At 39.9% G+C, this 25372-nt stretch carries 23 protein-coding genes and 1 other annotated feature; of the genes, 1 reads left to right on the forward strand and 22 read right to left on the reverse strand.

Features of this window, described 5'->3' with window-relative positions:
• Positions 1–25: 25 nt before the first annotated feature.
• A complete protein-coding gene (locus ABE099_RS09830; RefSeq protein ID WP_430029780.1) occupies positions 26–754 on the forward strand; it encodes a TraR/DksA C4-type zinc finger protein in 729 nt (242 codons plus the stop codon).
• Between the two features lie 27 nt (positions 755–781).
• Here ABE099_RS09830 and ABE099_RS09835 read toward each other — a convergent pair whose 3' ends face one another.
• The 22 genes from ABE099_RS09835 to ABE099_RS09940 form a co-directional block, all read right to left on the reverse strand.
• Positions 782–1222: a DUF5665 domain-containing protein gene (locus ABE099_RS09835; protein WP_430029782.1), complete on the reverse strand. Its 441-nt coding sequence runs from the start codon at positions 1220–1222 to the stop codon at positions 782–784.
• A gap of 156 nt (positions 1223–1378) precedes the next feature.
• On the reverse strand, positions 1379–4474 hold the full coding sequence (gene ileS, locus ABE099_RS09840) for an isoleucine--tRNA ligase (protein ID WP_430029785.1): 3096 nt from the start codon (positions 4472–4474) through the stop codon (positions 1379–1381).
• A gap of 51 nt (positions 4475–4525) precedes the next feature.
• Positions 4526–4799 (reverse strand) — a binding site (T-box leader).
• Between the two features lie 130 nt (positions 4800–4929).
• Entirely contained in the window at positions 4930–5436 is a 507-nt protein-coding gene (locus ABE099_RS09845; protein ID WP_210088063.1) for a DivIVA domain-containing protein, read from the reverse strand.
• Between the two features lie 121 nt (positions 5437–5557).
• The gene (locus ABE099_RS09850) at positions 5558–6343 is read right to left on the reverse strand and encodes an RNA-binding protein (RefSeq protein WP_430029788.1); all 786 of its coding nucleotides are present in this window, start codon (positions 6341–6343) and stop codon (positions 5558–5560) included.
• Positions 6343–6603, reverse strand: a complete 261-nt coding sequence (locus ABE099_RS09855) for a YggT family protein (RefSeq protein WP_210088187.1) — start codon at positions 6601–6603, stop codon at positions 6343–6345. The genes ABE099_RS09850 and ABE099_RS09855 overlap by 1 nt, the downstream gene beginning before the upstream one ends.
• 22 nt (positions 6604–6625) lie before the next feature.
• Positions 6626–7075: a cell division protein SepF gene (locus ABE099_RS09860; protein ID WP_210088061.1), complete on the reverse strand. Its 450-nt coding sequence runs from the start codon at positions 7073–7075 to the stop codon at positions 6626–6628.
• The gene (locus tag ABE099_RS09865; protein WP_430029790.1) at positions 7075–7767 is read right to left on the reverse strand and encodes a YggS family pyridoxal phosphate-dependent enzyme; all 693 of its coding nucleotides are present in this window, start codon (positions 7765–7767) and stop codon (positions 7075–7077) included. The genes ABE099_RS09860 and ABE099_RS09865 overlap by 1 nt, the downstream gene beginning before the upstream one ends.
• Positions 7768–7775: 8 nt before the next feature.
• Entirely contained in the window at positions 7776–8627 is an 852-nt protein-coding gene (pgeF, locus tag ABE099_RS09870) for a peptidoglycan editing factor PgeF (protein WP_430029792.1), read from the reverse strand.
• A 76-nt stretch (positions 8628–8703) separates the two neighbouring features.
• Positions 8704–9036, reverse strand: coding sequence for a YlmC/YmxH family sporulation protein (locus ABE099_RS09875; RefSeq protein ID WP_245251193.1), 333 nt, complete (start codon positions 9034–9036; stop codon positions 8704–8706).
• 619 nt (positions 9037–9655) lie between these two features.
• The gene (sigG, locus tag ABE099_RS09880) at positions 9656–10435 is read right to left on the reverse strand and encodes an RNA polymerase sporulation sigma factor SigG (protein ID WP_430029795.1); all 780 of its coding nucleotides are present in this window, start codon (positions 10433–10435) and stop codon (positions 9656–9658) included.
• A gap of 105 nt (positions 10436–10540) precedes the next feature.
• On the reverse strand, positions 10541–11263 hold the full coding sequence (gene sigE, locus ABE099_RS09885; RefSeq protein ID WP_430029797.1) for an RNA polymerase sporulation sigma factor SigE: 723 nt from the start codon (positions 11261–11263) through the stop codon (positions 10541–10543).
• Between the two features lie 317 nt (positions 11264–11580).
• A complete protein-coding gene (gene spoIIGA, locus ABE099_RS09890; RefSeq protein ID WP_430029799.1) occupies positions 11581–12522 on the reverse strand; it encodes a sigma-E processing peptidase SpoIIGA in 942 nt (313 codons plus the stop codon).
• 199 nt (positions 12523–12721) lie between these two features.
• Entirely contained in the window at positions 12722–13837 is a 1116-nt protein-coding gene (gene ftsZ / locus ABE099_RS09895) for a cell division protein FtsZ (RefSeq protein WP_430029801.1), read from the reverse strand.
• Positions 13838–13898: 61 nt separating this feature from the next.
• Positions 13899–15143, reverse strand: coding sequence for a cell division protein FtsA (gene ftsA / locus ABE099_RS09900; RefSeq protein ID WP_210088056.1), 1245 nt, complete (start codon positions 15141–15143; stop codon positions 13899–13901).
• A gap of 243 nt (positions 15144–15386) precedes the next feature.
• On the reverse strand, positions 15387–16130 hold the full coding sequence (locus tag ABE099_RS09905) for a cell division protein FtsQ/DivIB (protein ID WP_430029803.1): 744 nt from the start codon (positions 16128–16130) through the stop codon (positions 15387–15389).
• Positions 16131–16219: 89 nt separating this feature from the next.
• On the reverse strand, positions 16220–17503 hold the full coding sequence (gene murA / locus ABE099_RS09910) for a UDP-N-acetylglucosamine 1-carboxyvinyltransferase (RefSeq protein WP_430029805.1): 1284 nt from the start codon (positions 17501–17503) through the stop codon (positions 16220–16222).
• A gap of 225 nt (positions 17504–17728) precedes the next feature.
• Positions 17729–18832 carry an undecaprenyldiphospho-muramoylpentapeptide beta-N-acetylglucosaminyltransferase gene (gene murG, locus ABE099_RS09915; RefSeq protein WP_430029807.1) on the reverse strand — a complete coding sequence of 368 codons (1104 nt, stop codon included), beginning with the start codon at positions 18830–18832 and terminating at the stop codon, positions 17729–17731.
• 5 nt (positions 18833–18837) lie between these two features.
• Positions 18838–19935, reverse strand: coding sequence for a stage V sporulation protein E (gene spoVE, locus ABE099_RS09920; protein ID WP_430029809.1), 1098 nt, complete (start codon positions 19933–19935; stop codon positions 18838–18840).
• Between the two features lie 49 nt (positions 19936–19984).
• Positions 19985–21409: a UDP-N-acetylmuramoyl-L-alanine--D-glutamate ligase gene (murD, locus tag ABE099_RS09925; protein ID WP_430029811.1), complete on the reverse strand. Its 1425-nt coding sequence runs from the start codon at positions 21407–21409 to the stop codon at positions 19985–19987.
• 3 nt (positions 21410–21412) lie between these two features.
• On the reverse strand, positions 21413–22378 hold the full coding sequence (gene mraY / locus ABE099_RS09930) for a phospho-N-acetylmuramoyl-pentapeptide-transferase (protein ID WP_430029814.1): 966 nt from the start codon (positions 22376–22378) through the stop codon (positions 21413–21415).
• Positions 22379–22398: 20 nt separating this feature from the next.
• On the reverse strand, positions 22399–23799 hold the full coding sequence (locus ABE099_RS09935) for a UDP-N-acetylmuramoyl-tripeptide--D-alanyl-D-alanine ligase (protein WP_430030566.1): 1401 nt from the start codon (positions 23797–23799) through the stop codon (positions 22399–22401).
• On the reverse strand, positions 23799–25289 hold the full coding sequence (locus ABE099_RS09940) for a UDP-N-acetylmuramoyl-L-alanyl-D-glutamate--2,6-diaminopimelate ligase (protein ID WP_430029816.1): 1491 nt from the start codon (positions 25287–25289) through the stop codon (positions 23799–23801). Before ABE099_RS09940 ends, ABE099_RS09935 begins: the two co-directional genes overlap by 1 nt.
• Positions 25290–25372 lie beyond the last annotated feature (83 nt).

Consider the following 25372-nt stretch of genomic DNA (forward strand, 5'->3'; position numbering starts at 1 on the left):
GTGATTAGCCTATCGTAAAAAAGGAGTGTCTGGATTGACTCATCTTACATCATCCCAAATTAAATATTTACAACAGCAGCTTCAAGCGGAGCAACAACTACTGTATGAAAAATTAAATGGCAATGACCATATGGGACTTAATGAATCCATGCGGGACAATTTAAACGAGCTATCAACGATTGATAATCATCCTGCTGATATTGGCAGTGAGATGTTTGAACGCGAGAAAGATATCGCACTAAATGAGCATGAAGAATTGCGGCTTATGCGTATTGAGGATGCCCTTGAACGGATTAAACATCAACAATATGGTAAATGTGCAACCTGTGGCGCGCAGATTAATTTTGAACGTCTTGAGGCCATTCCAGAAACGGCTTACTGTAAGGAGCATAGTCCTCAAGCCCATTTATCATTAAACCGACCGATTGAAGAAACATTGCTTGATCCTCCCTTTGGCAGAACAAGCATGGATGAGCATGAATATTCTGGCTTTGATGGTGAAGATGCTTGGCAAATTGTTGAAAGCTATGGAACTTCTACATCACCTGCATATGCAGAGCAGTCTGATGTCACAAGCTATGATGATTTGACCATCGAAGAAAACGAAGAATTCGATGGATTTGTGGAACCGTTTGAGAGCTACGTCGCTACCGATATCTATGGCAATGATCGTTATTTTTTCCGTAATCAACAATATACAGAGCACATGAAGGAAACGAAGCATCTACGAACAGAAGATGATGTTATAAAATAAGCATCAACGAAGAGATTACAATAGGCTTTACTTATATTGTAGCTGATGTTGAACAATTGTAACGATATCAGCGATATAGTCACCTATAATGGGCAGATTTAATGCACCTAACAATTGAAGCACATACACAATTGTAGCCGCAAAAAAAGTAAAGCCAATAGCAATCCCAACACCTCTAGAGGTACCTGATAATAAATTTAACCAAATTAAACGCCAGGGGCGGTGCAATAGCTCTGTATATTCCATAATTCTTGATTGCTCAAGCATATGAGAAATATGTATTAATAAACGGTACACATAGTTTATTTTCTCATCCACTGTCCCTGTTAGGGTAGTTTCCTCGGTCAGATCACTAGCATGTGACGCTAACGTTTTGTCTGAAACCTTGCTCTGATCTCTCTGAGCTCCTACTAGATCTTTTTTCAAATGAATGGTTGAACGCTTCCTTGAACGTCTTAAAAATTTCATTGCAGGCACCCTGTCTACTATAATTTTAAAAGCTAAACGAGCTTAAGGTACTCACTTCATTTTTTGAAGGAAGACCTAAAGCTCGCTTGCTTTTTAATTATTGGTAGTATGACCTGCTTTTGCCTCTACCATTCACCTAAACCCTCAGGTGAATTTCTATTTTTGGATATAAACACCAATCGTTTTGCTGCCTAAATCCACGACTTCCCCTGGCTCAGAAGGTTTGCCAAAAGCTAACTCCTGCACTAGCACATTATCGCGTAGTACATGCTCAAATGCAGTAATTGCTGCCTGTAGCTCATCATCCACATCAAGTGTCAGGGAGATTCGTTTTTCAATTGGCAAATCTAATTTTTTACGCGTATCCTGCACGGCACGAACAACTTCACGTACCCAGCCCTCTTGCTCTAGCTCTGGCGTAATTTCATTATTAAGCGCAACGGTTAATCCGTAACCTGAAGCGGAAGCAAAACCTGCTTTTGCTTGCTTTTCAATTAACAGCTCATCCGCTGTAATTACTAGTTCCTCACCCTCAGGAGAAGTAATGTGGAACTCGCCTTTTGCTACCACATCTGAAGCAACCTCTGGCTGTAAATTTTTTAGAGCATTTTGCAGGAAGCCTACATTTTTACCGTATTTTTTACCTGCAACCTTAAGGTTTAGCTTCAAGGAGAAGTTCACAAAACCATTATCACTCGTTTCAATGTGAATCTCCTTGATATTGATTTCGTCCTTGATGATATCCTCATATTCCGAAACAGCAAAGTCACGACTCATAGATACAACTAGGCTAGATAATGGTTGACGCGTCTTGATTCCTGTTTCATTACGAACATTACGCGCTAGCTCCACGATTTGACGAGCACTTTCCATATCACGCTCAAGCTCTAAATCAATCAAAGCTTCATCTGCAACAGGGTAATCTGCAAAGTGAACACTTTCCTCACCTGTTAAATTCGTATAAATTTCCTCAGATAACATCGGTGTAAATGGTGCCATTAACTTCGCTAACGTAATTAATACAGAAGTTAATGTACCATATGCCGCAAGCTTATCTTCACCTAAGCCACTACCCCAGAAGCGATCACGAGAGCGACGGATATACCAATTACTTAATTCATCGATAAATACTTCAATCGCTTTGGCAGGATTCATAAAGTCATTTGCATCCAAGCCCTTTTTAACTACAGCAATGAGACTATTTAGTCGAGATAAAATCCAACGATCCAGCTTATTAGCGGAAGCCTTATGCTCGTGCTCCTCTGGTTTATATCCATCAATCGATGCATACAAGGTCAAAAATGCATGTGTATTTACTAGTGTATCGATAACCTTGGACTTCGCCTCTGCCACGATCGTTTTAGAGAAACGTTTACTGTTCCAAGGTGCACTATCTGCTAACAACGGCCAACGGAAGGCATCTGCGCCAAACTCCTCGATTACTTCCCATGGGCTGATTACATTCCCTTTGGACTTCGACATCTTTTGTCCATTTTCATCTAAAATATGACCATGTGACATAACTGCTTTGTACGGTGCTTTACCAGTGTACAACGTTGAAATTGCAAGTAAGCTATAAAACCAACCTCTTGTCTGGTCAATCCCTTCGCAAATCATATCCGCTGGATATTGGTCCTCAAATTGCGATGTTTCGCCAAATGGATAATGCTGCTGTGCAAATGGCATTGAACCACTATCAAACCATACGTCAATCACTTCAGGTGTACGTGTCATAACGCCATCCTCACAAAACGGCGATTTTAACTTGATTGGGTCTACAAATGGCTTGTGTAGCTCAATATCCTCTGGAACGTCACCAATGGCACGTGCACGTAAGTCCGCGATACTTTTTGGCGCATATTCTTTGCCTGTTTTATCACAAACCCAAACGTTAAGTGGTGTTCCCCAATAGCGATTACGACTAATATTCCAATCCACTAGATCCTCAAGGAATTTACCGAAGCGTCCTTCACGAATATGACCAGGATACCAATCGATCTCATTGTTATTTTTAATTAATTGTTCTTTTACAGCCGTTGTTTTAATGAACCAGCTATCTGTTGCGTAATAAAGCAACGGGGTTTTGCAACGCCAGCAAAACGGATAGCTATGCTCATATTTATGCTTATCATATAACAAGCCTTGTTCAGCTAACATCTTCACAATATCGATATCGCAATCCTTTACGAAGCGACCTGCAAGATCAGAAACCTCATCACGATAACGTCCTTGTAAATCAACAACATTAATGAACTCTACATCATTTTCTCGACACGTTTTATAGTCATCTTCCCCATGTGCAGGCGCCAAGTGTACAATCCCTGTACCACTAGCAGCTGTAACAAAGTCAGCACTCAAAATGACTAAGCCATTTTTAGGAGTAATATATTTAAATGGTGCTTCGTACGCTTGACCGATAAATTCTGAGCCTAGATGCGTGCTTAATACTTCATGCTCACCCTTGATCGCACTTTCCACTAAGCCCTCAGCTACGATGTAAATGCCATCCTCCTGCTTCACTCGAGCATAAGTAAGTTTTGGATTCATAGCAAGTGCACTATGAGCAGGTAACGTCCATGGTGTTGTGGTCCAAGCTAGGACATAGTCTCCACTATCCTTTAGCTTAAATTTAGCGGTTGCACTTAGATCCTTTACATCCTCATAGCCTTGAGCAACCTCATGCGAGCTTAATGTCGTTTGGCAGCTAGGACAATACGGACTTACGCGATGACCACGATACAACAAGCCTTTCTCATGGATATTAGCTAGTATGTGCCATACACTTTCGATATAGCTATTTTTCATTGTGATGTACGGATCATCCATGTCCGTCCAATATCCGATAGCTTCAGTAAGATCACGCCATTGCTTCTCATATACAAATACGCTGTCTTTACATTTCTGTATAAACTTTTCAACGCCATACGTTTCAATTTCGTGCTTACCAGAAATACCAAGCTGCTTTTCAACACCTAGTTCAACAGGGAGACCATGTGTATCCCAACCCGCCTTACGAACTACACGATGCCCATTCATCGTTTGGTAACGACCAACAAAATCTTTAATTACACGTCCAAGCACGTGTCCAATATGTGGAACACCATTTGCCGTAGGGGGTCCTTCATAAAACACATAGTTTGGAAAGCCAGCACGTTTTTCCATACTACGTTTAAAGGTATCTTCTTTACTCCACTTATTCAAAATGCGAAGTTCTCTTGCACGAGCAGGTTCTTTAACATCTACTTTTTGCATATTCATCTCTTCCTTTTCTGCAGTATAAATACAAAAAAGCCCCATCCCTATAAAAGGGACGAGACTAAAACTCGCGTTACCACCCTTGTTCCTTCATTCAGTTATTATGTACATAATGACATGAACAAAGACACCTTAAGTCCTATACGTTATTCATATAGGGTCGGTATAACGTCCGACATAACGGTAGGGCTTACTAATTAGAAAATTCAGCACTACTTCTCCGGGAGGATATTCTGAATACTTTTTGTACATTGGCTTTCAGCAAAACACCAACTCTCTGAGGAACAAAATTGTATCATACTGATCCCATCATCAAATTCATATTAAATTCAAATTGATCATCCATGTCAAACTGTAGATCATAAAAAGCACATTATCAAAGCTCATTTACATTATATTATTTATAACGTAAATATGATCCTGATGTCAAGCTAGATAACGGGAGAATGGGTTTAATACACTTCACTGTTCTCTAAGCTTACACGCACATCAGACTCCGCTTGTTCTAGGCTATCCCAATGCTCAGATTTGAGCATATCTAGCTGTGCCTCAATAAGAGTACGGAAACGTGCTCTATAGATTGAAGCTTGTTTCTTCAGCTCGTCTACCTCTAACGAAACTTTGCGGGATTTTGTCAGCGATTCATTAATGATCCGATCCGCATTTTTTTCTGCTTCCTTCACAATCAATTGCGCTTCTTTTTTTGCATTATTTTTTACTTCATCTGCTGCTTCTTGCGCAACAATAATCGTTTTACTTAATGTTTCTTCGATATTAGCGAAGTGATCAAGCTTTTCCTGCAAGGCAAGTAATTGATTCTGATATTCCTTATTCTCACGAATAAGTCCCTCATAATCTTTAATTACTTGATCCAAGAATTCATTAACTTGATCCTCATCATAGCCACGCAGACGTCGGGAAAATTCTTTGTTGTGTATATCAAGTGGTGTTAATGGCATAGACTAATCTGCACCTCCTAAGATTTTGACTGCTCCGTTTAGACTGCTCCAACTTCTTCTTCATCAAATTATTAATGTTAAACTTTAATTCGACAATAACAGCCTAACTCCTGCAAAACAATTAAACAAATTTGCCGACTTTAATACGAGTTCTTCCTTTTTTTGTAATTCCCTCTACCTCTAACACCTTAAATCTTCCAAAACCCTTTAAGGCAACGATGTCACCTTCTGCTAATACCTTAGAAGGATCTTCCTCTATTCTCCAATTCACCTTACATCGTCCTGCCTTGATCGGGATTAAAATTTTACTCCGGCTCAGGCGAAAAACGTCACTACTAATCCCATCTAAACGTAAAGAAGCCACCGTTAAATCCAGCGGCTCAAGCTTAGGCTCAACAGTTTGTAACCTTGACAATGGTTCAATGTCAGTCACAACTCCTACACGATGCACTTGTATTAAGTTCATGGCTAAGTAAGAAGCAATCTCTTCGGCAACTAATACATGACAGCCTTCTTGTCTCACATGCATATCACCAATTTTATCGCGTTTTAGTCCTAACCCAAGAACAGACCCTAAGTAATCACTGTGTTGTAAAGTCTCTAGCTTGTTATCGACCGAGTAAACATGAAGCACCTGTATCTGAAAATCAGTTTCCTTAGCTTCATGATAATCGGGTGCCACAATCGCTCGTTTACGTTCAGCTGTAGCATATCCACCAAAAAAAGACACTTTTGCATCCTGCTCCCGATGGGCTATGCTTTCTAAAATAAAGCATTGTCTTGGATCAAGAAAATCAGTTAGCTTCACCTCATGGTATTTAGCCGCATTTTCCACCCATTCTGAGGCTCGATCCACAAAATGACGTTCATCAGCACGAAAATGATGATAAATATCCTGATGTGACATTACGATACCAAAAAGATAATTATACTTTGTAGTCCATATACAGCTAATTGCAACACAAAGATAGCGACGATTGGTGAAAAATCAATAACACCCATCAATGGTGGAATAAAGCGACGAAATGGAGTTAAATAAGGTTCAACTAATTTCCCAAGTAATTGACCGACAAAACTTTCTCGTACGTTAGGTAACCACGACATTAAAACATAGGCCATGATCATGTAAAAATAAATTTGAGACAACCAATAGACCAAGTCTAGAATTGTTTGGATATTCAAGCTAGTTTCACCCCATTTTGTTGTAATCCGAATCTTCTGCTAAAATCTCTGTAATTGAGCCTTGGATTTCAACAGTATCTGGTGTGCACAAAAATATATTTCCACCAATTTTTGAAATACTACCACTCAATGCATAAATCGTGCCACTAAGAAAATCGATAATCCGCATCGCTTGATCATTTCTAACTCGCTGCAAATTAACTACAACAGCACGATGTGATCTGAGATGGTCGGCAATCTCTTGGGCTTCATCATAAGAACGTGGCTCATATAAAATAACCTTCACATTTTTTTGTGAATGAATACTCACTACATTATTATTACGTTGATTTTTACGCGCATCAAAGCTTGGCGGTCCAATCTCTGTATCATCAGGTTCACTAATCTTTTCACGTTCAACAACTTCTTCCTCTTCCTGAACTCCCAAGAAACTCATAAACCGATTCATTACTCCCATTACATTGTCTCCCCTTTCCCTACTAAAATTGTACCCAATCTTACCCAAGTTGCGCCTTCTTCAATTGCAATTTCAAAATCATCTGACATTCCCATCGATAATTCTGTTATCGGCTCATCCGTCACGTGTTCACCATTTAATTCATCACGCAACAATCTCAGCCCGCGAAATACAGGTCTAGCTTGTTCAGGCTTGTCCACAATTGGAGCCATCGTCATTAAACCAATCACCTTAATGTGAGATAGCTTATTGATTTCTACCAGCAATGATCTTGCTTCACTAGGCTCTACACCTTGCTTTGATGCCTCTCCTGACACATTCACTTGTACAAATACATTCACTTGCTCACCTATCGCTTCTGCTTTTTTATTAATCTCCTTCGCTAAGGATAAGCGATCTACAGAATGAATGTAAGAAAATTTACCTACTACATCTTTCACCTTATTACTTTGTAAATGTCCAATATAATGCCATACTGCTGTATCTCCAAGCGCCTCTATTTTAGGCAAAGCATTTTGCGCCCGATTTTCTCCAATATGAAATAATCCTTGATCCAATACCTCTTGAGTAGCCTCTACAGAAACATATTTTGTTACTGCTATAATATGAACCTCACTACGGTTACGACCACTACGCGCGCAAGCGGCTTCAATTCTGTTATTAACTTCTTTCATCCGATCCTGAAGTGACAAGGGCGGACTCACCTCTCCTTCATACCTATCCAGCTAGCCATTCTTCCTGTTGTACCTTCTTCCTTACGGTAAGAAAAAAATTGATCAGGATGACAACTTGTACACCATGTAGTACATTCGATAAACTCTGCCAATATTCCTGCTTTTATCATAATCATTCGATTCAGTTCTTTCAAGTTCAGCATACTTTTCCCCTCGTTAGACGATGGTGAAGCAATTACATTAATGTCTATGTCTCCACCAAGCTCTGCTAATGTCTCCCTTACTCTGGACATCACATATTCATCAACTTCATAACAGCAATCCCCAATAGAAGGACCTATACCTGCATAAATATGCTGTGGATCACATCCGTAGGTCTCATTCATTGTAGTTACCATTGCTTTTGCAATTTGCCCCACAGTTCCTTTCCAGCCCGCATGAGCAAGCCCAATAACTCTCTTCACTTTATCAAAAAAATAAAGAGGTACGCAATCCGCATAAAAGGACGTTAATAAAATATTAGGAACATTGGTTACCAACCCATCTGTATTTTGAAAAGCAGACTCTCGGTCACTATAACCTTTTCCCACATCAGAGGCCTCCACAACTGCAATCTGTGTACCATGAACCTGCTCTCCGCAGGTCCATGTGTTTGGCTCAAACCCGATTGCCCTTGCTAATGTAATTCGATTTTGCAGTACATCTACTGCGTTGTCATCTACATGATAAGCTAAATTCAAGCTAGAATAAGGACCATGGGAGCATCCACCTTGTCTGCCTGTAAAACCAACCTGTAAATGTGGCTCATCTTCCATCCATTTCTTAAGAAAATAAAGCGCTGGAGTATTCTCTTCATATTTTCTAACAAATGGTTCCACTTCCCCACCCCTTTAAGCTATCTTCTGAAAATAATATATGTTACAGTTTACCATAAAACACTCTTTACTGCGCTAGTTAACCTTTTGTTGCACGCCCATCTCGATCTATATATACCGTTTTATCATATTGCTGTGGTTGTACTTGGGTCAGCTCATCCATGCGGACTAATACAACATCCGAACCAATCTTCACTATATTTTTCCAAGGTATAATCATATCACTTCCACTGCCAAACAAACCCATAAACTTATTATTTATTGGTACAACAATCGCTTCAATAATACCTTGTCTTAAATCCAATTCTAGGTCACTAATGTGTCCTAAGCGTTTACCATCAACGACATTGATTACATCCTTCGTTTGAAAATCAGAAATTTTCATACTTGCCCTCACCACACGATCTGTCATTAGAGTATCCCACCTTTAAATACGTACTTTGCAATCGGTTATTTACTCATATATATGAAACAGAGTGCTAAATAATTAACGATTGGGTCATCCGCTCAAAGTCCCTTTATAATAGGCTTTATTTATAAATGAGTACTTGACAACGACTAGAGTGTGGTAGCTACAATCCAGAGCGTTCTTGCGATTGTTGTTAAAATCATATTCCTTTTTATTGAAATATATTAATTGGTGGAATTTGATTTTAAGAGACAACCTTCAGAATCTCTCTGTCTCTTCGCTTAGGTTAGCCGTCAGGCACTAATTTCAAGATTGAGCCAATAAAAAAATCCTTAAACATCTGCGAAATTATTTCCAGACATTTAAGGACTTATTTAGCTTTCGTGGCTCAACCTTAAAATAAATAGTAATTGACAATAAGCTTACTTCGCGAAGGGGCAGAGAGATGGTGGAAAAGCGCTAGCGTCCGCCTTTAAGGTCATATTTTCTTCACTTAAAATATACGTTATAAAAGAAAAATGAGACCTTAACAGCGGTTGAAGCCACTCTCTGCACTGTAGCTTCTTCCTTTCTAAATTGTCAAGAACTATTAATTTTGTTGAGCCGCTTAGCTTACCCTTCACTATTTCACATGTTTTTGCATTTGCGTAATTGCCGATTTCTCCAGCCTTGAAACTTGTGCCTGAGAAATCCCTATTTCGTCTGCCACCTCCATTTGTGTTTTTCCTTCAAAAAAACGCATAGATAATATCATTTTTTCACGTCCACCCAATCGTTGCATCGCTTCTTTTAAAGCGATTTCCTCGATCCAGGACACATCTTTATTTTTCTCATCTCCAATTTGATCCATCACATAAATCGGGTCGCCTCCGTCATGGTAAATGGGTTCAAATAAGGATACCGGATCTTGAATAGCATCAAGTGCGAAGACGACATCTTCCTTTGGAATATCTAACGCTTGTGCAATTTCTAATATTGTAGGTTCTCTTGAATTTCTATTCGTCAAATTATCTCTCATCTGAAGCGCCTTATAGGCAATATCTCTTAAGCTTCTTGAAACACGAATTGGATTGTTATCCCGTAGATAGCGACGAATCTCCCCAATAATCATAGGCACTGCGTAGGTTGAAAACTTTACATTTTGCGATAAGTCAAAATTGTCAATCGCCTTCATGAGTCCAATGCAGCCAACCTGGAACAGATCATCTACATATTCCCCTCGATTATTAAAACGTTGGATTACACTTAGTACAAGTCTAAGGTTACCATTTACCAGTTTTTCTCTCGCTGACCTTACATTGTGTTCTTGTAGGGAATGAAATAATTCCCGCATTTCTACATTGGTTAGTACAGGCAACTTCGCTGTATCCACACCACAAATTTCGACTTTATTACGTGTCATCGTGTCTTTACCTCCCAAGGTGAAACATTAATGATCATTATCTCCTTGGGATGTATTTTTATTCCTGCTCACAACGAATTTCATCTAAGAAAATAGGTTAATGGACTACACCATTTTGTTAAATTCCTTACGTAGACGCTTAATTATGCGCTTCTCTAGCCTTGAAATATAAGATTGAGAAATACCTAAAAGATCAGCGACATCCTTTTGAGTTTTTTCATCGCCATCCACCAGTCCAAACCTGAGCTCCATAATTAATCGTTCGCGATCACTGAGCTTATCTAATGCTTTATGCAGTAATCTGCGATCAACCTGCTCTTCAATGTTGCGATATATGATATCATTTTCTGTCCCAAGCACATCGGACAAAAGCAGTTCATTTCCATCCCAATCTATATTTAGTGGCTCATCAAAGGAAACCTCTGTTCTAATTTTGCTATTGCGTCGTAAATACATTAAAATTTCATTTTCAATACAACGTGATGCATATGTCGCTAACTTAATTTTTTTCTCAGGATCAAATGTATTTACAGCTTTGATTAAACCTATTGCACCAATAGATACTAAATCCTCAATATTAATACCGGTGTTTTCAAACTTTCGGGCTATATAAACTACGAGTCTTAAATTTCGTTCAATAAGCATAGAACGAATCGCAGCATCACCAGAGGAGAGTTTAGTAAGCAAGTATTCCTCTTCTTCTCTAGTTAGTGGAGGGGGCAATGCCTCACTACCACCAATATAATAAATCTCTTCACTTTTTAAGCCAAACAAAAATAAAAATCGGTAGTACTGCAATTGCAGCATCAGTTTCCACTTTACTAGCATCTTTGCTTTCCTCCTATTTAAATTCTGTCTTTTAATTTTGGCTCAACACAGAAATCGGTTCTTGACAATCAATAAAGTAAGAGGCTACGTAGCAGGGAGTGGCTTCAACCGCTGTTAAGGCCCCATTTTCTTTATAAGCTGTGTTGAATGGATGAAATTTTGTCCTTAAAGTGTTTATGCTCTCGAAGTATCTTTCTTGCAGAAAGATTGTCGCGCTCTCGCTTCTCCACCATCTCCCTGCTACTTCGCTTCGTTAGCTTTTTGTCAAGTACCGACTTAAAGATTGATCCTGAATTTATTCTAATTATCCTTTATCATTAACCCGTCTCTTCCACCTCGGTTAGTGACGGATGAATAATAGCTTGGTATTTTCCCTCAGAGGATAACGTTCCCCCATCCAAACCAACAAGTACCTTTGTAGAAACAATCTGCTGCTCACCAACCTGTATTACACATTGATCCGGCTTTATTGCGATCATAAATTGTGTGCCACGATTGAAGCCACGATAAGGGACAAGTCGTAACCGGTCTCTCCACGGAAAAGAATCCACCTCCATCCACTCCATAATAAGGTTGTCCGCATGCTCACCACCAAGCTTACCTTTCCAGCTATCTGGGAGGAAATTACTCCACAGGCTTGCTTCCATCACCATCACCGGAAGTCTTGATAACGGATCTGTGAGCTGATTCCCTGTATCGATTAGACCTATACACGCTACCTTGATCTCATCGATTTGGACTTCAACCTCCGCAAGAGATGCAGCCACTCGTTCCACTTTTTTCCTATTGTTCATCATCGACCTAAACCAAAAAAGGACAATACCAAAAGAAATTAAAATAAAAAACATGCTTATGCTTAATGTGAATGTCATTCCTCCAGAGGCCATATACCATATTCCATTCCATACTTCTCCAGCATCCTGAAGCATATAATGAAACCCTAAAATTCCTCCTGCTGCTACAAAATTAACGATGTAAAATGCACCTAAATTTCGAGAATAGGCTTGAAGACTTGGGAATCCAAATGCGGTCCATAACATCACAATTGAAAACAAAAACTTTACTAAAAATGTAAACATGAAAGACAATGCTGGTAAAAACATCATCAAGACATACATGGCACCAATTGAGGCAGATAAAATAATACGCCACCATCTAAATGAAAGTTTCCTTAGCCATGCGGTTGTTAACAAAAGACTAGCGTCAATCAATAGATTCACGAAAAAAATAAGATCAATATAAACAATCAATCCTATCACCTAAATCCTACAAGGATAAATCAAACTCATCATTTCAATAGACTATTACCAGTATATAGAGGACAGATTGTAAAGTCTGTCTAAAATTGAATGAATATTATTCACTAATTTTGTCGAGGAAAGCTAAAAAAGAAGACAAGAAAAAAATCTCCAAGTCCATGATGGACTGGAGATTTTAAGAGAGGAGAATGAAAAAGAATTATTCGTTATTGTTGCGTGAGCGATTACGGAGGAAAGTTGGAATATCAAGCTGATCGCTATTTGTATTATGGTTTCCAAACGGTCTTAGTGAGGATTGCTGACGTTGCTCAGGTGTAGCTACTGAATTACTAGCTGGTTTACGACTTTGAGCAACAGCAGGCTTGTGTTCAAAGCCAGTTGCAATCACAGTGACTTTGATATCTTCCTTCATGTTTTCATCAATAATTGCACCAAAAATCATATTTACTTCTGGATCAGAAGCTTCAATGACAATTTCTGCTGCTTCGTTTACTTCATATAGAGATAGGTTAGACCCACCTGTAATATTCATAATAACGCCACGTGCACCTTCAATTGAAGTTTCAAGTAACGGACTCATAATTGCTTTACGTGCTGCTTCTGCGGCACGATTCTCACCAGAAGCTTCGCCAATTCCCATTAGAGCTGAGCCACGCTCAGTCATAATTGTTTTTACATCGGCAAAGTCAAGGTTAATTAAACCCGGAACCTGGATTAAGTCAGAAATACCTTGAACAGCTTGACGTAATACATTATCCGCCTCGCGGAATGCCTCTACCATAGGGGTTTTCTTATCAACAATCTCTAACAAACGATCGTTAGGGATTACAATTAAGGTATCCACCTTTTCTTTGAGGCCTTCAATACCAAGCTCAGCTTGATTAGAACGCTTACGACCTTCAAATGTAAACGGACGTGTAACAACACCAACGGTTAAAGCACCACATTCACGCGCAATTTCCGCAATAACTGGCGCTGCACCTGTTCCTGTTCCACCACCCATTCCAGCGGTAACAAAAACCATATCTGCGCCTTTAAGTGTACTCGCTATTAAATCACGAGATTCTTCAGCCGCTTTTTTACCTACATCAGGATTTGCACCTGCACCCAAACCACGAGTTAATTTGTCTCCAATTTGGAGCTTATGCTCGGATTTAGCTAAATGTAATGCTTGAGCATCTGTATTTACTGTAATAAATTCAACACTCTGCACTCCATTTTCAATCATACGGTTCACAGCGTTACTACCGCCGCCACCTACACCAATTACTTTAATTTGAGCCAAGCTCTCCATCTCAAAATCAAACTCCAACATACTGTTCCATCTCCCCCTTAATTATGCATGGATGGCTTGTCCATTCATTAACCTAAAAAGTTTATATAAATTCCTTAAATAAATTTTTCAATCTATCTACTAATCCTGATTTGCGTGAGCTTTCAGTAGGCGGAGCCGCCTTACGATTGGTAGACTTTTTAGGTGCAGCATTGCGAAGCGTTACATCTCTGATCACTTGATACAGGATGCCAACTCCACCTGCAAACCCAGGATCACGCACACCGATATAATCAGGAACAGCAATCCTTACAGAAGATGCTAATTCCTCTTGTGCAATTTTTAATAGTCCTGGCATAGACACTGTGCCACCTGTTAAAATGTAGCCTCCAGGCAGTTCATTATATCCTAGTCTTTTTAGTTCTTGATAGATAAGCTGGAAAATTTCCTGTACCCTTGGTTCAATAATAGATGACAAATCTTCTTGCGAAAATTCCTTATCTACATTACTACCAATTCTAGTCACTTTAAAAGTAACATCAGGTGCTGAATCTTCAATGGAAGCACAGCCATATTTCAGCTTTACCTTTTCTGCTTGATCAGGCAACGTCCGCAGCCCATAAGCAATATCATTGGTTATAAATTCTCCCCCTATCGGAAGCGTAGATGTCGCAACGATTGTGCCGCTTTCGAACACTGCGATTGTTGTAGAACCTGCACCAATGTCAACTAATGCAGCGCCCATCGTTTTCTCATCCTTGGAAAGAGCAAGCTGTCCTGACCCAAGAGACAATACAATTAAATCAGCTACCTTTAAGCCTGCTTTCTCAACGCAACGAAGCAGATTATGTACTGCTGTTTTTGCTCCAGTAATAATCGTTGCCTCAACCTCAAGACGAACACCTATCATTCCTCTTGGATCTTGAATTCCTTCTAGACCATCAACTATATATTGTTTTGCTACAATATCGATGATTTCACGTTCAGGAGGAAGAGCAATTACTTCTGCTGCCTTTAAAACTCGTTCAATATCGTCTTCGCCTATTTCACGATCTTCATTTTGGACAGCTACAACTCCATGGCTCGTCTGTAGTCCAATGTGATTCCCCGATATGCCGACGTATACTTCCGATATTTGAATATCTACCATACGTTCAGCATGATCCACAGCATTTCGAATGGATTGAACTGTCTGGTCAATATCTACAATCGCACCTTTACGAATACCTTCCGAGTCAGCAGATCCAACCCCAATAATATTAAAGGATCCATTATTAATTTCCCCAATAATAGCACGAACCTTGGATGTACCGATGTCCAAACTAACAATGATATCATTGCTGCTCAAGCCGTTGGCACCTCCTGTTAATTTTCATAAAAAACACTCTCTACAATATTCAACATCTTTTAATCTATCCCTCTTTTTTGGAGAAGTTTTTTCCCTACTAACCTCCACTCCACAAATAAGAGGAAAACTTGTTTATATACAGAATAACCGATATATCTATTCAAGACAAAAGTTTGATAGAGATAGATGGTTACATAAAACATATTTTATCATTTTTTGTGAATGATGAGTAGTACGATTTTCTTATTTCTCCGTGTCAACATTAGTTGAAAATGGCACGTACGAATCAGCATCTAACAATTTCAAGATGCCTGGCTCCTGAGATTCAAGGATTCTGTTCATATACTCCGCTTTTTTTGGCAAAAGGGAAATGGAAGATATTACAACAAAATGTGATCTAGTATACATCTTAATCCGATCTGGATAAGACAACGTAGGCTCAGGGGCAATTTCAGATATATCTGAAACTAGATTTGCATCAATTTGAGATAAAGCAGCACCCAGCTTTTTTAAATTTGGATCGTTTTCCTTCCACTGAGACAGGATTGGCTTATCAATTACAACTGTCCCATTCTCAAATGGAATCATGACACCGTTTGTTAAAAGTCCTTTCAATCCCCCATTAGCATCCAATGTATAGGCAAGCACAGGGTATTCCTGAACCTGAATGTTAATGACGCCAGGAAAAGACTTTTGTACAGTGACAGACTGAATGGACTGCACCTTCTCTAGTCTTTGTTCAATTGTGCCTGAGCTTGTCCCAAAAAAGGCATCACCCTTCTGTACCTCAACGGCCTTCATCAACTGCTCTGTTGTTACATACTTATTTCCTTCAAAATTGATCTCAGAAACTTCACTTAGCGAGGATCGAAAAAATAGAATCGTTAAAATAGAAATAAATAAGGTCACAATAATCCATTTTACTTTGCGATTGCCACGTTTATTAGGTTTGTTTTGTTTAAGGACAGGTACATTAGCTTTTTCCATAGTTTTCTCCGATATCATGATCTCTAAAGCTTATATTTCTAAGATGAAAGCTAACAGTTTTTCACTAAGGTTAGCTTTCATCTCGAACGTTATGCTAAATCTAATTGCTTTAAGGCAACTTTTGTCTCACGTCGCATTTTCCCACCAAGATGTCCAAACATCAACTCGATTTGATCGTAACCTCTATCAATGTGATGGATTTGCTCCACGATTGTTCTGCCTTGCGCTGCTAAGCCTGCAATCACCAAAGCCGCACCTGCTCTTAAGTCTGTAGCTTCCACTGTAGCCCCATACAATCTAGGAACCCCGCGAATAAATGCTGTATTCAAGTCTACAGAAATGTCAGCCCCCATTCTCACAAGCTCATCCACATGCTTAAATCTGCCCTCAAATACGGTCTCTTTCATCACACTAAAACCATCCGCTAAAGACAACAAGACCATGACCTGTGACTGTAAATCGGTAGGGAACGAAGGATAGGGTAGTGTAACGATACAATCAATTGGTTTAGGGCGTGAAGCACTACTTACGGTTATTATATCATTGCAAGCCCTAATTTGAACACCAGCACGCCTAAGTACATGAAGTAATGAGACTAGGTGTGAAGGATTACAATGAGATAAGGTTACTGTTCCCCGTGTTGCGGCAGCCGCAATCAGTATCGTGCCAGCAACAATTCGATCAGGGATAATCTCATATTGACAAGAGTATAGCTTATCAACACCTTGAATCGTAATGGTGTCTGTGCCTGCACCCATAATGCTTGCACCCATCGCATTGAGGAAATTTTGCAAATCTTGAATTTCTGGTTCGCGGGCTGCATTTGTAATTACGGTTGTTCCCTCCGCAAGGGATGCGGCCATCATAATATTTTCCGTTGCACCTACACTTGGATATTCTAAATGAATATCATTGCCAATTAATTTTGTTGCCCTACACCAAATTTGATGATCATTTTCTTCAATGACTGCACCTAATGCCTCTAGTCCTCTAAGATGCAGGTCAATTTTTCGTTCGCCGATCGCACATCCTCCTGGCTGATAAATACAAACCTCCCCAAACTTAGCAAGAAGCGGACCCATTAAAAATATAGATGACCGCATCTGTCTCATTAAATCCTCAGGCACATGAGCAGAATTTGTTCGATCACTATCGATGGTCACCTTATCCCCCTGCTGTACAGCCCTACAGCCAAGTCTGTTCAGAATGCCCAACATCACCTCAATATCTAACAAATGAGGGACATTTGACAGTTGCACCTTGCCTTCTGATAACAAACTGGCTGCCAAAATCGGCAATGCGGCATTTTTTGCTCCATGAATACGAATTGATCCAGATAGGGGTCTACCGCCCTCAATCACCAATTTGTCCAATGTATCACCTCCGAGTTTCCCGTTAGCGAAAATTTAAAATTATTCGTGACACATCAATTCCATGCCGTCAGCAAAGGTGATGAGGGGTTGCAAAAAAAGATGCCAACGCGCTAAGGTTCTACGAAGTGCTGTCCTAGAAGCCCTAGGCTTCGTGCGATTGTCACGATGTATGTGGTATATTATGCCCTTTAGCGTAAGAGTGTGACAATCGCCCATCTGAGTGCTTCATTTAGCTATTTTCTTCATTTCCTCCACAATTAAATGAGCTGAATCTGGCTTACCTAACTTTTTTGAAGCAACAGACATTTTACGATGAACAGCATCATTTCTCATAATGTGTTGAATCTCCTGAAATAGGATTTCACCTGTTAGGTCGGCTTCAACAATAACTTTGGCCGCATTGTTTTTTTCTAACATTCGGGCATTTTTTTCCTGATGATTGTTAGTTACATTTGGGGAAGGAATCAAGATGGATGGGATACCAAGGGCATTGATCTCAGCCAAAAAGGAAGCTCCTGCACGATTTACAATCAAAGAAGTTGCCGCAAGAACCTCTGGCATATTGTGCACATATGGAACAATACTCAAGCTACTTGGGATTTTGCCCAATTGCTCAGTAATAGCTTCTTGTGTTGCAGCAAAATATTTTTCACCTGTTACATATACGAAATGAACGTTTAAAAGCTTATATAGTTGCTTTGACATGGCAATCATTGCATTGTTAATGGCTTGTGCGCCTCGACTGCCACCTACGACTAGCACAATTTTAGTATGCTGAGGTAAGCCAAGAGACTCATACCCCTTCTTTTTATCAGCAAGATAAACGGTTGTTGCTCTAGGATTGCCTGTGTATACAATTTTGTTAGCATCTGGAAAAGCATTTAATCCTTCTTCAAAGCTTACTGCTACTGTAAATACATATTTACTTAAAAAACGATTGGTTAACCCCGGAACTGCATTTTGCTCATGAATAATCGTTGGAATGCCAAGCTTTGCCGCAGCATAAACAACGGGTCCACATACATATCCCCCCGTACCGATAACCACATTAGGCTTAAATTGACGCAGCCATTTTTTGGAATGATGGACACCGCTCATAAATCGTATTACCGTTTTTACATTTTCAAACGAAAGCTTACGCTTAAACCCAGTAATATTTAGTGCCTTAAACTCCATGTTTTGTGCTGGTACTATGGTGCTTTCTAAACCATGTTGGCCACCGATATATAAAAACTGTGATTCAGGATACTCTTCCTTACATTGCTGGGCAACAGCCAACGCAGGATAAATATGCCCTCCTGTTCCACCACCAGTAAATACGACTCGCATCCTAATCACCTCGCATAACGTGATAAGTTTAATAAAATACCAAATGCCGTTAGCATTAATGTTAAGGAAGAGCCACCATAGCTTATCAAAGGCAATGTAATCCCTGTTACAGGCATTAATCCAATAACTACACCGATATTAATAATGACCTGAATACCTACGATACCTACGATCCCTACTGCAAGTAGGCTGCCAAAGGGATCATCAATGGTCATTGCAACACGAATCCCTCGCCAAACAATAATTAAAAATAAAAACAACACAAACAAACCGCCAATAAATCCTAACTCCTCAGATAAAATTGAAAAAATAAAATCCGTTTGTGGCTCTGGCACGTAGCTATATTTCTGCCGACTCATACCTAAGCCAAGTCCAGCAAGTCCACCAGGACCAATCGCATAAAGAGATTGAATAATTTGATAACCTGCCCCAAGCGGATCAGACCAAGGATCCAAAAAGGCAGTAATACGCTGTAATCGATAGGGCGCCGCTATAATTAATCCGATAAACCCAGCAACACCTACAGCAGCTAAGCCTAATAGATGCTTCATTTTTGCACCCGCTGTAAATACGATAAGGAGTGCAGCTCCTAACATGACAGTACCTGTACCTAAATCTGGCTGAAGCATGATCAGCCCAAAGGCTAGACCAATAATACCAAGAGGTGGTAATAAACCACGTGTAAACGAGGTAATGTTATATTCTTTTTGACTTAGCCAATAGGACAAAAATAATACCATGCCTAGCTTCATAAATTCAGAGGGTTGAATCCCAAATGAACTAATACCTAACCAACTTCTAGCGCCCCCACGCACTACACCAATACCTGGAATTAATACGATAATGAGCATGATAAAGCAAGCAATTAAAATTGGCTTGGCATACTTTCGTAAAATACGAAAATTTACATTCATCATAGTAAACATAGCGACTAAGCCAAGCACTGCAAATAACCCCTGTCTTTTCACAAAATAAAAGGGGTCTCCATAATCATGGAATCCAAGAACAGACCCCGCACTATACACCATAACAATACCAATAGCCAGCAATCCGAGGATGCTGGCTATTAACCAAAAATCAGGAGCAGTTTCACTTTTGCCCATTGTGGAAGCCACCTCTTCGATAAAAGTAGGGGCTTATCCACCCCCCTACTTAAAGGGTATGCACCGCTTCTTTAAAAATGCGTCCACGTTCTTCATAAGACTTAAACATATCCCAGCTTGCACAAGCAGGGGATAATAAAACGACATCCCCTGTTCCTGCCAGCTTGGCAGCTTGCTGAGTCGCATTTTGCAAAGTTTCTGCAGCACTACCCTCAGTATCGACAAGGTGTATCTCTGTTAATCCTGCCTTGGAGGCAACTGCCGCAATTTTCTCCTTTGTTTCGCCTATTGCGACAACAGCCTTGACCTTGGTTTGTAAATAAGGAAGTAGTTCGAGGTAGTCTGAACCCCGATCAAGGCCCCCTGCGATAAGAATGATTGGCTCCTTAAGCGCACCTAAAGCCATGATCGTCGCTTTAGAATTTGTTGCTTTGGAGTTGTTATAAAAGACAACGCCTTGCTTTGTTTCAACATACTCAAGACGATGCTCCACTCCACGAAACGACATTAGAGGCTCGCGAAGGCTGGCTGGATTTACACCTGCTGCAATCGAGATCGCCACTGCGGCTAGTGCATTTTCCACATTGTAACGTCCGGGAAGCCCAATCTCATGTATGGCAACAATTTCGTGTTCCTGTCCTGCTTCATCTACATAAATAATATGTCGTAATTTATCATCGTCTTCCTGAGGCAAGAAGGCAGGCTTCACATACACGCCATTTTGCTCCAACTGCTTAAGCATCGAAAATAATATCGTCTTGCTCTTAAGCTGAGGAAGTATAGCTTGACAAATCACATCATCCGCGTTCAAGACAGCTATATCCTGCGAGGTCTGATTCGCAAACAATTTCTGCTTAGAAGCAACATAATCCTCCATACCACCATGGTAATCCAAATGCGTCTCAGCTAAATTAAGTAAAGCACCCACTTTAGGTGCATAGTTTACCGTACCTTTAAGTTGAAAGCTACTTAGTTCCACAACCATCCAATTATCTGTAGTCGCATATTCAGCTGCTTCACAAAGTGGCGTTCCGATGTTACCTGCAACAATCGGCTTCATCCCTGCGGCTTCTAGCATTTTACCAACCCATGTCGTTGTAGTCGTTTTGCCATTAGAGCCTGTAATACCAATCATTGGTGCTTCACAAAGCTCATAAGCAATTTCCACTTCGGTTACGACATCAATATTCATGTTAAGTGCTTGTACGATCGGTGGCGCAGAATAAGGAATTCCTGGGTTTTTAACGACAAGCTTAATCCCTTCATGGATTAAATCATCTGGATGCCCACCACAAATTACAGGAATGCCCAAAACCTCAAGCTCAGCAGCCTCAGGACATTCCTCTCTTGATTTTCGATCATTCACAACTACCTTTGCACCTAACCCATGTAGCGTTTTTGCAACTCCTACGCCACTTCGAGCTAAACCAAGCACAACAATTTGACTACCTTTGTACGATTCTGGATGCCTCATAAATTACAACCCCTTGCTTAAATAAAGTCCAATGACTGCAAGTATTAACGCTACACTCCAAAAGCTCGTAACGACACGCCATTCTGACCAACCTGACAATTCAAAATGGTGATGAATCGGACTCATCTTAAAGACACGTTTACCTGTCTTTTTGAATACAGCAACTTGAATGACCACTGATAACATTTCGATTACAAAAACACCACCGATGATTAGAAACAGTAATTCACTTTTCGTAATAATGGCAATCGCAGAAATTGCTCCACCAATTCCAAGTGATCCTGTGTCTCCCATAAATACTTTGGCTGGATGTGCATTAAAGACTAGAAAACCTAAAACTGCACCAACCATGGCTGCTGCACATACAGCGGCAGGGATTGATGTAGCTTGAATAGCAAGAATGGCATAGGCCCCAAAACAAACTGCACTGACACCAGATAACAATCCATCCAAACCATCTGTAAAGTTTACGGCATTGGTAATAGCTAGCATCATCACAACGATAAACGGATAATAGAACCATGGTCCAAAGTCAAAGCTGAAGCTAAGCCCTGGTATACCAATTGCAGTGCTATGCTGTTCAGATATTAGCAATGCCACAACTATGCCCGCAAAAAGAAGCTGTCCAATTAGTTTTTGCTTTGGTGTTAATCCCAAGGAACGTTTAAATACGATTTTAATATAATCATCTAAAAAACCAACTAATCCAAAACCTAGTGTTGCAACTAATAAAATATAAAAATCAGTATTCACCACTGAAAATTTTAGAAAAGATAAAGCAAAGGCTAATATAATAATAATTCCACCCATTGTAGGTGTGCCTGCTTTTTTCTGATGACTTTCTGGTCCCTCTCCCCTAATCTGCTGACCAAATTTCATTCGACGCAAGATTGGAATACAAAGTGGAGCTAAGATGACGGATAAAATAAATGATACACCCATTGAAATAAATATAAGTCCAAAATCCATGGGATTTTCACCTCCCTAATCTAAATATTTTTGTGTTTGAATTGTTTAATCTGTTCTACTACTTTTTCTAGTGCCATTCCTCTAGAGGCTTTTACTAGAACAACATCACCTGGGGACAGTATTGCCTCAAGCTTCGCAAATAACTCAGCTTTATCAGTATATGCATATATTTTTTTTTCGTCTAGGCGTTTCTTTGCTCCTTCAGCAATTCTTTTCCCTAACTCTCCTAAAGTAAATAGGTAATCAAGTTTACTTGCATCAAGTAAATTTCCAATTTCCTCATGATATTTCCCTTCAGAAGCACCTAACTCAAGCATATCTCCTAGCACAGCAATTTTTCTTTGATAACCTTTCATATTTTCAAGTACATGAATGGCAGCTTTCATCGAGGTTGGGCTAGCATTATAAGCATCATTTAGAACCGTAATTCCATTTTCACAAGCAATAAACTCAATTCTCATTCCTGTTAAAGCAAGACTCTGAAAACCTTGTACGATTTTTTCCTCTGGCACCTTGTAGTGTCTTGCCACGATCAACGCTGCTAAGCTATTAACGACGTTATGCTCACCTAATAGTGGAAGGGTGTACGTTCTATCAACACCTTGATGTGTCATGAAGCTGACAGAATCTTGGGCAAAATTCATTTCAGAAGGAAACTCATCATTATGTTGACCTAGCCCAAATGTCATTTTATTAAATTGTTGTGGTTTGTGTGTGTCTTTTTCCTCTAGTACTTGCTGTATTAAAGGCTCATCCCCATTACAAATAAGTAAGCCATCACTTTGTAGACCTGTCATAATTTCAAGCTTCGCTCTTGCAATTTCTAGACGTGAGCCAAGCTGCAATAAATGCGACTCACCAATATTGGTGATAATTACGGTTTCAGGTCTAGCTAGCTCTGAAAGCAGCTTAATTTCACCTCTATCGCTCATCCCCATCTCAAGCACAATAAAATCACTATCTACAGGCATCGCTAAAATCGTTAATGGCATACCGATATGATTGTTAAAATTGCCTTGGGTTTTATGCACCTTGTAGGTGGTAGATAATACTGCATACACCATATCTTTTGTTGTCGTTTTGCCGTTACTACCTGTAATGCCAATTACTTTTGCTGAACTACTAGCCAAGTAACTGGCAGCCATAGCTTGCAAAGCGGCTAAAGTGTCACCAACAATAATAGCCGGACCAGGTGGCTCTTCCCCTGCTCTTGACCACAAAATTGCACTTGCCCCTGCCTCTAATGCGGCAGTGGCAAAATCATGAGCATCAAACCGCTCACCAGCAAGCGGAACAAACAGACACCCTTTTGTAATATGACGGGAGTCAGTCACAACTCCCGTTATTTGTATTTCCTCATTAACATGTGATGATAGCTCACCATTACACATCACAGCAATTTGTTTTAAGTTTGTTTTTATCACACCAAGCGTCCCCTTATCGCCTCACGAGCAACAACTCGATCATCAAAATCAAGCACTGCTGTGCCAATTAGTTGGTAGGTCTCATGACCTTTCCCCGCAATCAATACTACATCGTTATGGCTTGCCATTTCAATAGCATGGTTAATTGCTTCACGCCGATCTACAATTAATTCGTAATGCTCTTTATCAGCATTCATCTCAATTAGCCCAGCTTCAACCTCTTGTAAAATAAATTGTGGGTCCTCTGTACGAGGATTATCCGAAGTGACCACAACATAATCAGAATACTCCGCTGCAATTTTCGCCATAATTGGCCGCTTCGTGCGATCACGATCACCCCCACAACCAAACACAGTAATGACTTTTCCTACTGCAAATTCCTTCACAGTACGAAGTACATTTTCAAGCCCGTCAGGTGTATGCGCGTAATCCACAAGTACAGCAAAATCCTGTCCTTCATTTACGGCTTCAACACGACCCTCTACCCCTGGAACCTGCTCTAGGCTTTCTTTAATTTCTGCTATGGTCACGCCTTCAAGCAATGTCGCGGTCATTGCTGCTAAAGCATTATAAACATTAAACTTGCCAACCATCTGCAAGCTAATATCTGCTTCGCCCCATGGTGAAGCCACATGGAAGGAGGTGCCTTTAGCTGTAATTGTAATGTTAGATGCCTTCACATCTGCATCCTGCTCTACCGCGTAGGTAATTACCTCTGCTGATGTAATTTTTTTGAAATATTCACTTGCAGCATCATCATTATTTAACACCGCATAACTACGCTCTGCTAGATTTTCAGAATAGGAATTACCTAGTCTCGAAAATAGTAGCCCTTTTGCATGTTTATACTCTTCCATCGTTTTATGATAATCAAGATGATCTTGAGTCATATTCGTAAAAATTGCAGTACGGAAATGGATTCCCTTTAACCTTCCTTGTTCCAATGCATGTGATGAAGCCTCCATCACACAATAATCTACATTCGCAGATACCATCTCTTGCATATAATGCTGCAAATCAAGACATTCTGGCGTAGTGCCAGAAGAGGTGAAGCTTTGTCCATTAAACCTGCGACTAATCGTACCAATTAAACCAACATTTTTATGATGATCTTGCATAATAGCTTCTATTAGATGAGTCGTTGTTGTCTTACCGTTAGTACCAGTGACACCAATTACTCCCATTTTATGGCTAGGATAATCAAAAAATACATTACTTATTATCGCCATCGCGAGGCGGCTATCTTTTACTTTAAGTTGAGGTAGATTAACATCATCCAACCATCGCTCCACGATGAGGGCTACAGCTCCCTGTGAAGCAGCTTTAGCTGCATAGTTATGTCCATCTACAGTAAAGCCCTCCATGCATAAAAAGAGATCTCCAGCTTGAACCTTACGCGAATCAAAAGCAATACCTGAGAATGGGGTATTTTCATCCCCTTTTATTTCACTAATCGCTACAAATTTTCTCAAATCACCGAGCAGCATATTAACCCTCCATCCATTTTAAGCAACTTTCCATAGCTATGTTGTTTCAAAAAAACTCCTTTACTATATTATCACCAAAAGGA

The organism is Paenibacillus turicensis, from assembly GCF_050461185.1.
GTDB classification, from domain to species: domain Bacteria; phylum Bacillota; class Bacilli; order Paenibacillales; family Paenibacillaceae; genus Fontibacillus; species Fontibacillus turicensis_A.

Bases quoted from the DNA above. Each gene is read 5' to 3' on its own strand.
- murD (WP_430029811.1), bottom strand. From the start codon at position 21,409: ATGAGGCATCCAGAATCGTACAAAGGTAGTCAAATTGTTGTGCTTGGT.
- ABE099_RS09940 (WP_430029816.1), bottom strand. From the start codon at position 25,289: ATGCTGCTCGGTGATTTGAGAAAATTTGTAGCGATTAGTGAAATAAAA.
- ileS (WP_430029785.1), bottom strand. From the start codon at position 4,474: ATGCAAAAAGTAGATGTTAAAGAACCTGCTCGTGCAAGAGAACTTCGC.
- ABE099_RS09860 (WP_210088061.1), bottom strand. From the start codon at position 7,075: ATGGGAGTAATGAATCGGTTTATGAGTTTCTTGGGAGTTCAGGAAGAG.
- ftsZ (WP_430029801.1), bottom strand. From the start codon at position 13,837: ATGTTGGAGTTTGATTTTGAGATGGAGAGCTTGGCTCAAATTAAAGTA.
- sigG (WP_430029795.1), bottom strand. From the start codon at position 10,435: ATGACACGTAATAAAGTCGAAATTTGTGGTGTGGATACAGCGAAGTTG.
- ABE099_RS09875 (WP_245251193.1), bottom strand. From the start codon at position 9,036: ATGACAGATCGTGTGGTGAGGGCAAGTATGAAAATTTCTGATTTTCAA.
- mraY (WP_430029814.1), bottom strand. From the start codon at position 22,378: ATGGATTTTGGACTTATATTTATTTCAATGGGTGTATCATTTATTTTA.
- ABE099_RS09905 (WP_430029803.1), bottom strand. From the start codon at position 16,130: ATGGAAAAAGCTAATGTACCTGTCCTTAAACAAAACAAACCTAATAAA.
- ABE099_RS09835 (WP_430029782.1), bottom strand. From the start codon at position 1,222: ATGAAATTTTTAAGACGTTCAAGGAAGCGTTCAACCATTCATTTGAAA.
- ABE099_RS09850 (WP_430029788.1), bottom strand. From the start codon at position 6,343: ATGTCACATCAGGATATTTATCATCATTTTCGTGCTGATGAACGTCAT.
- sigE (WP_430029797.1), bottom strand. From the start codon at position 11,263: ATGCTAGTAAAGTGGAAACTGATGCTGCAATTGCAGTACTACCGATTT.
- ABE099_RS09845 (WP_210088063.1), bottom strand. From the start codon at position 5,436: ATGCCATTAACACCACTTGATATACACAACAAAGAATTTTCCCGACGT.
- murG (WP_430029807.1), bottom strand. From the start codon at position 18,832: ATGCGAGTCGTATTTACTGGTGGTGGAACAGGAGGGCATATTTATCCT.
- spoVE (WP_430029809.1), bottom strand. From the start codon at position 19,935: ATGGGCAAAAGTGAAACTGCTCCTGATTTTTGGTTAATAGCCAGCATC.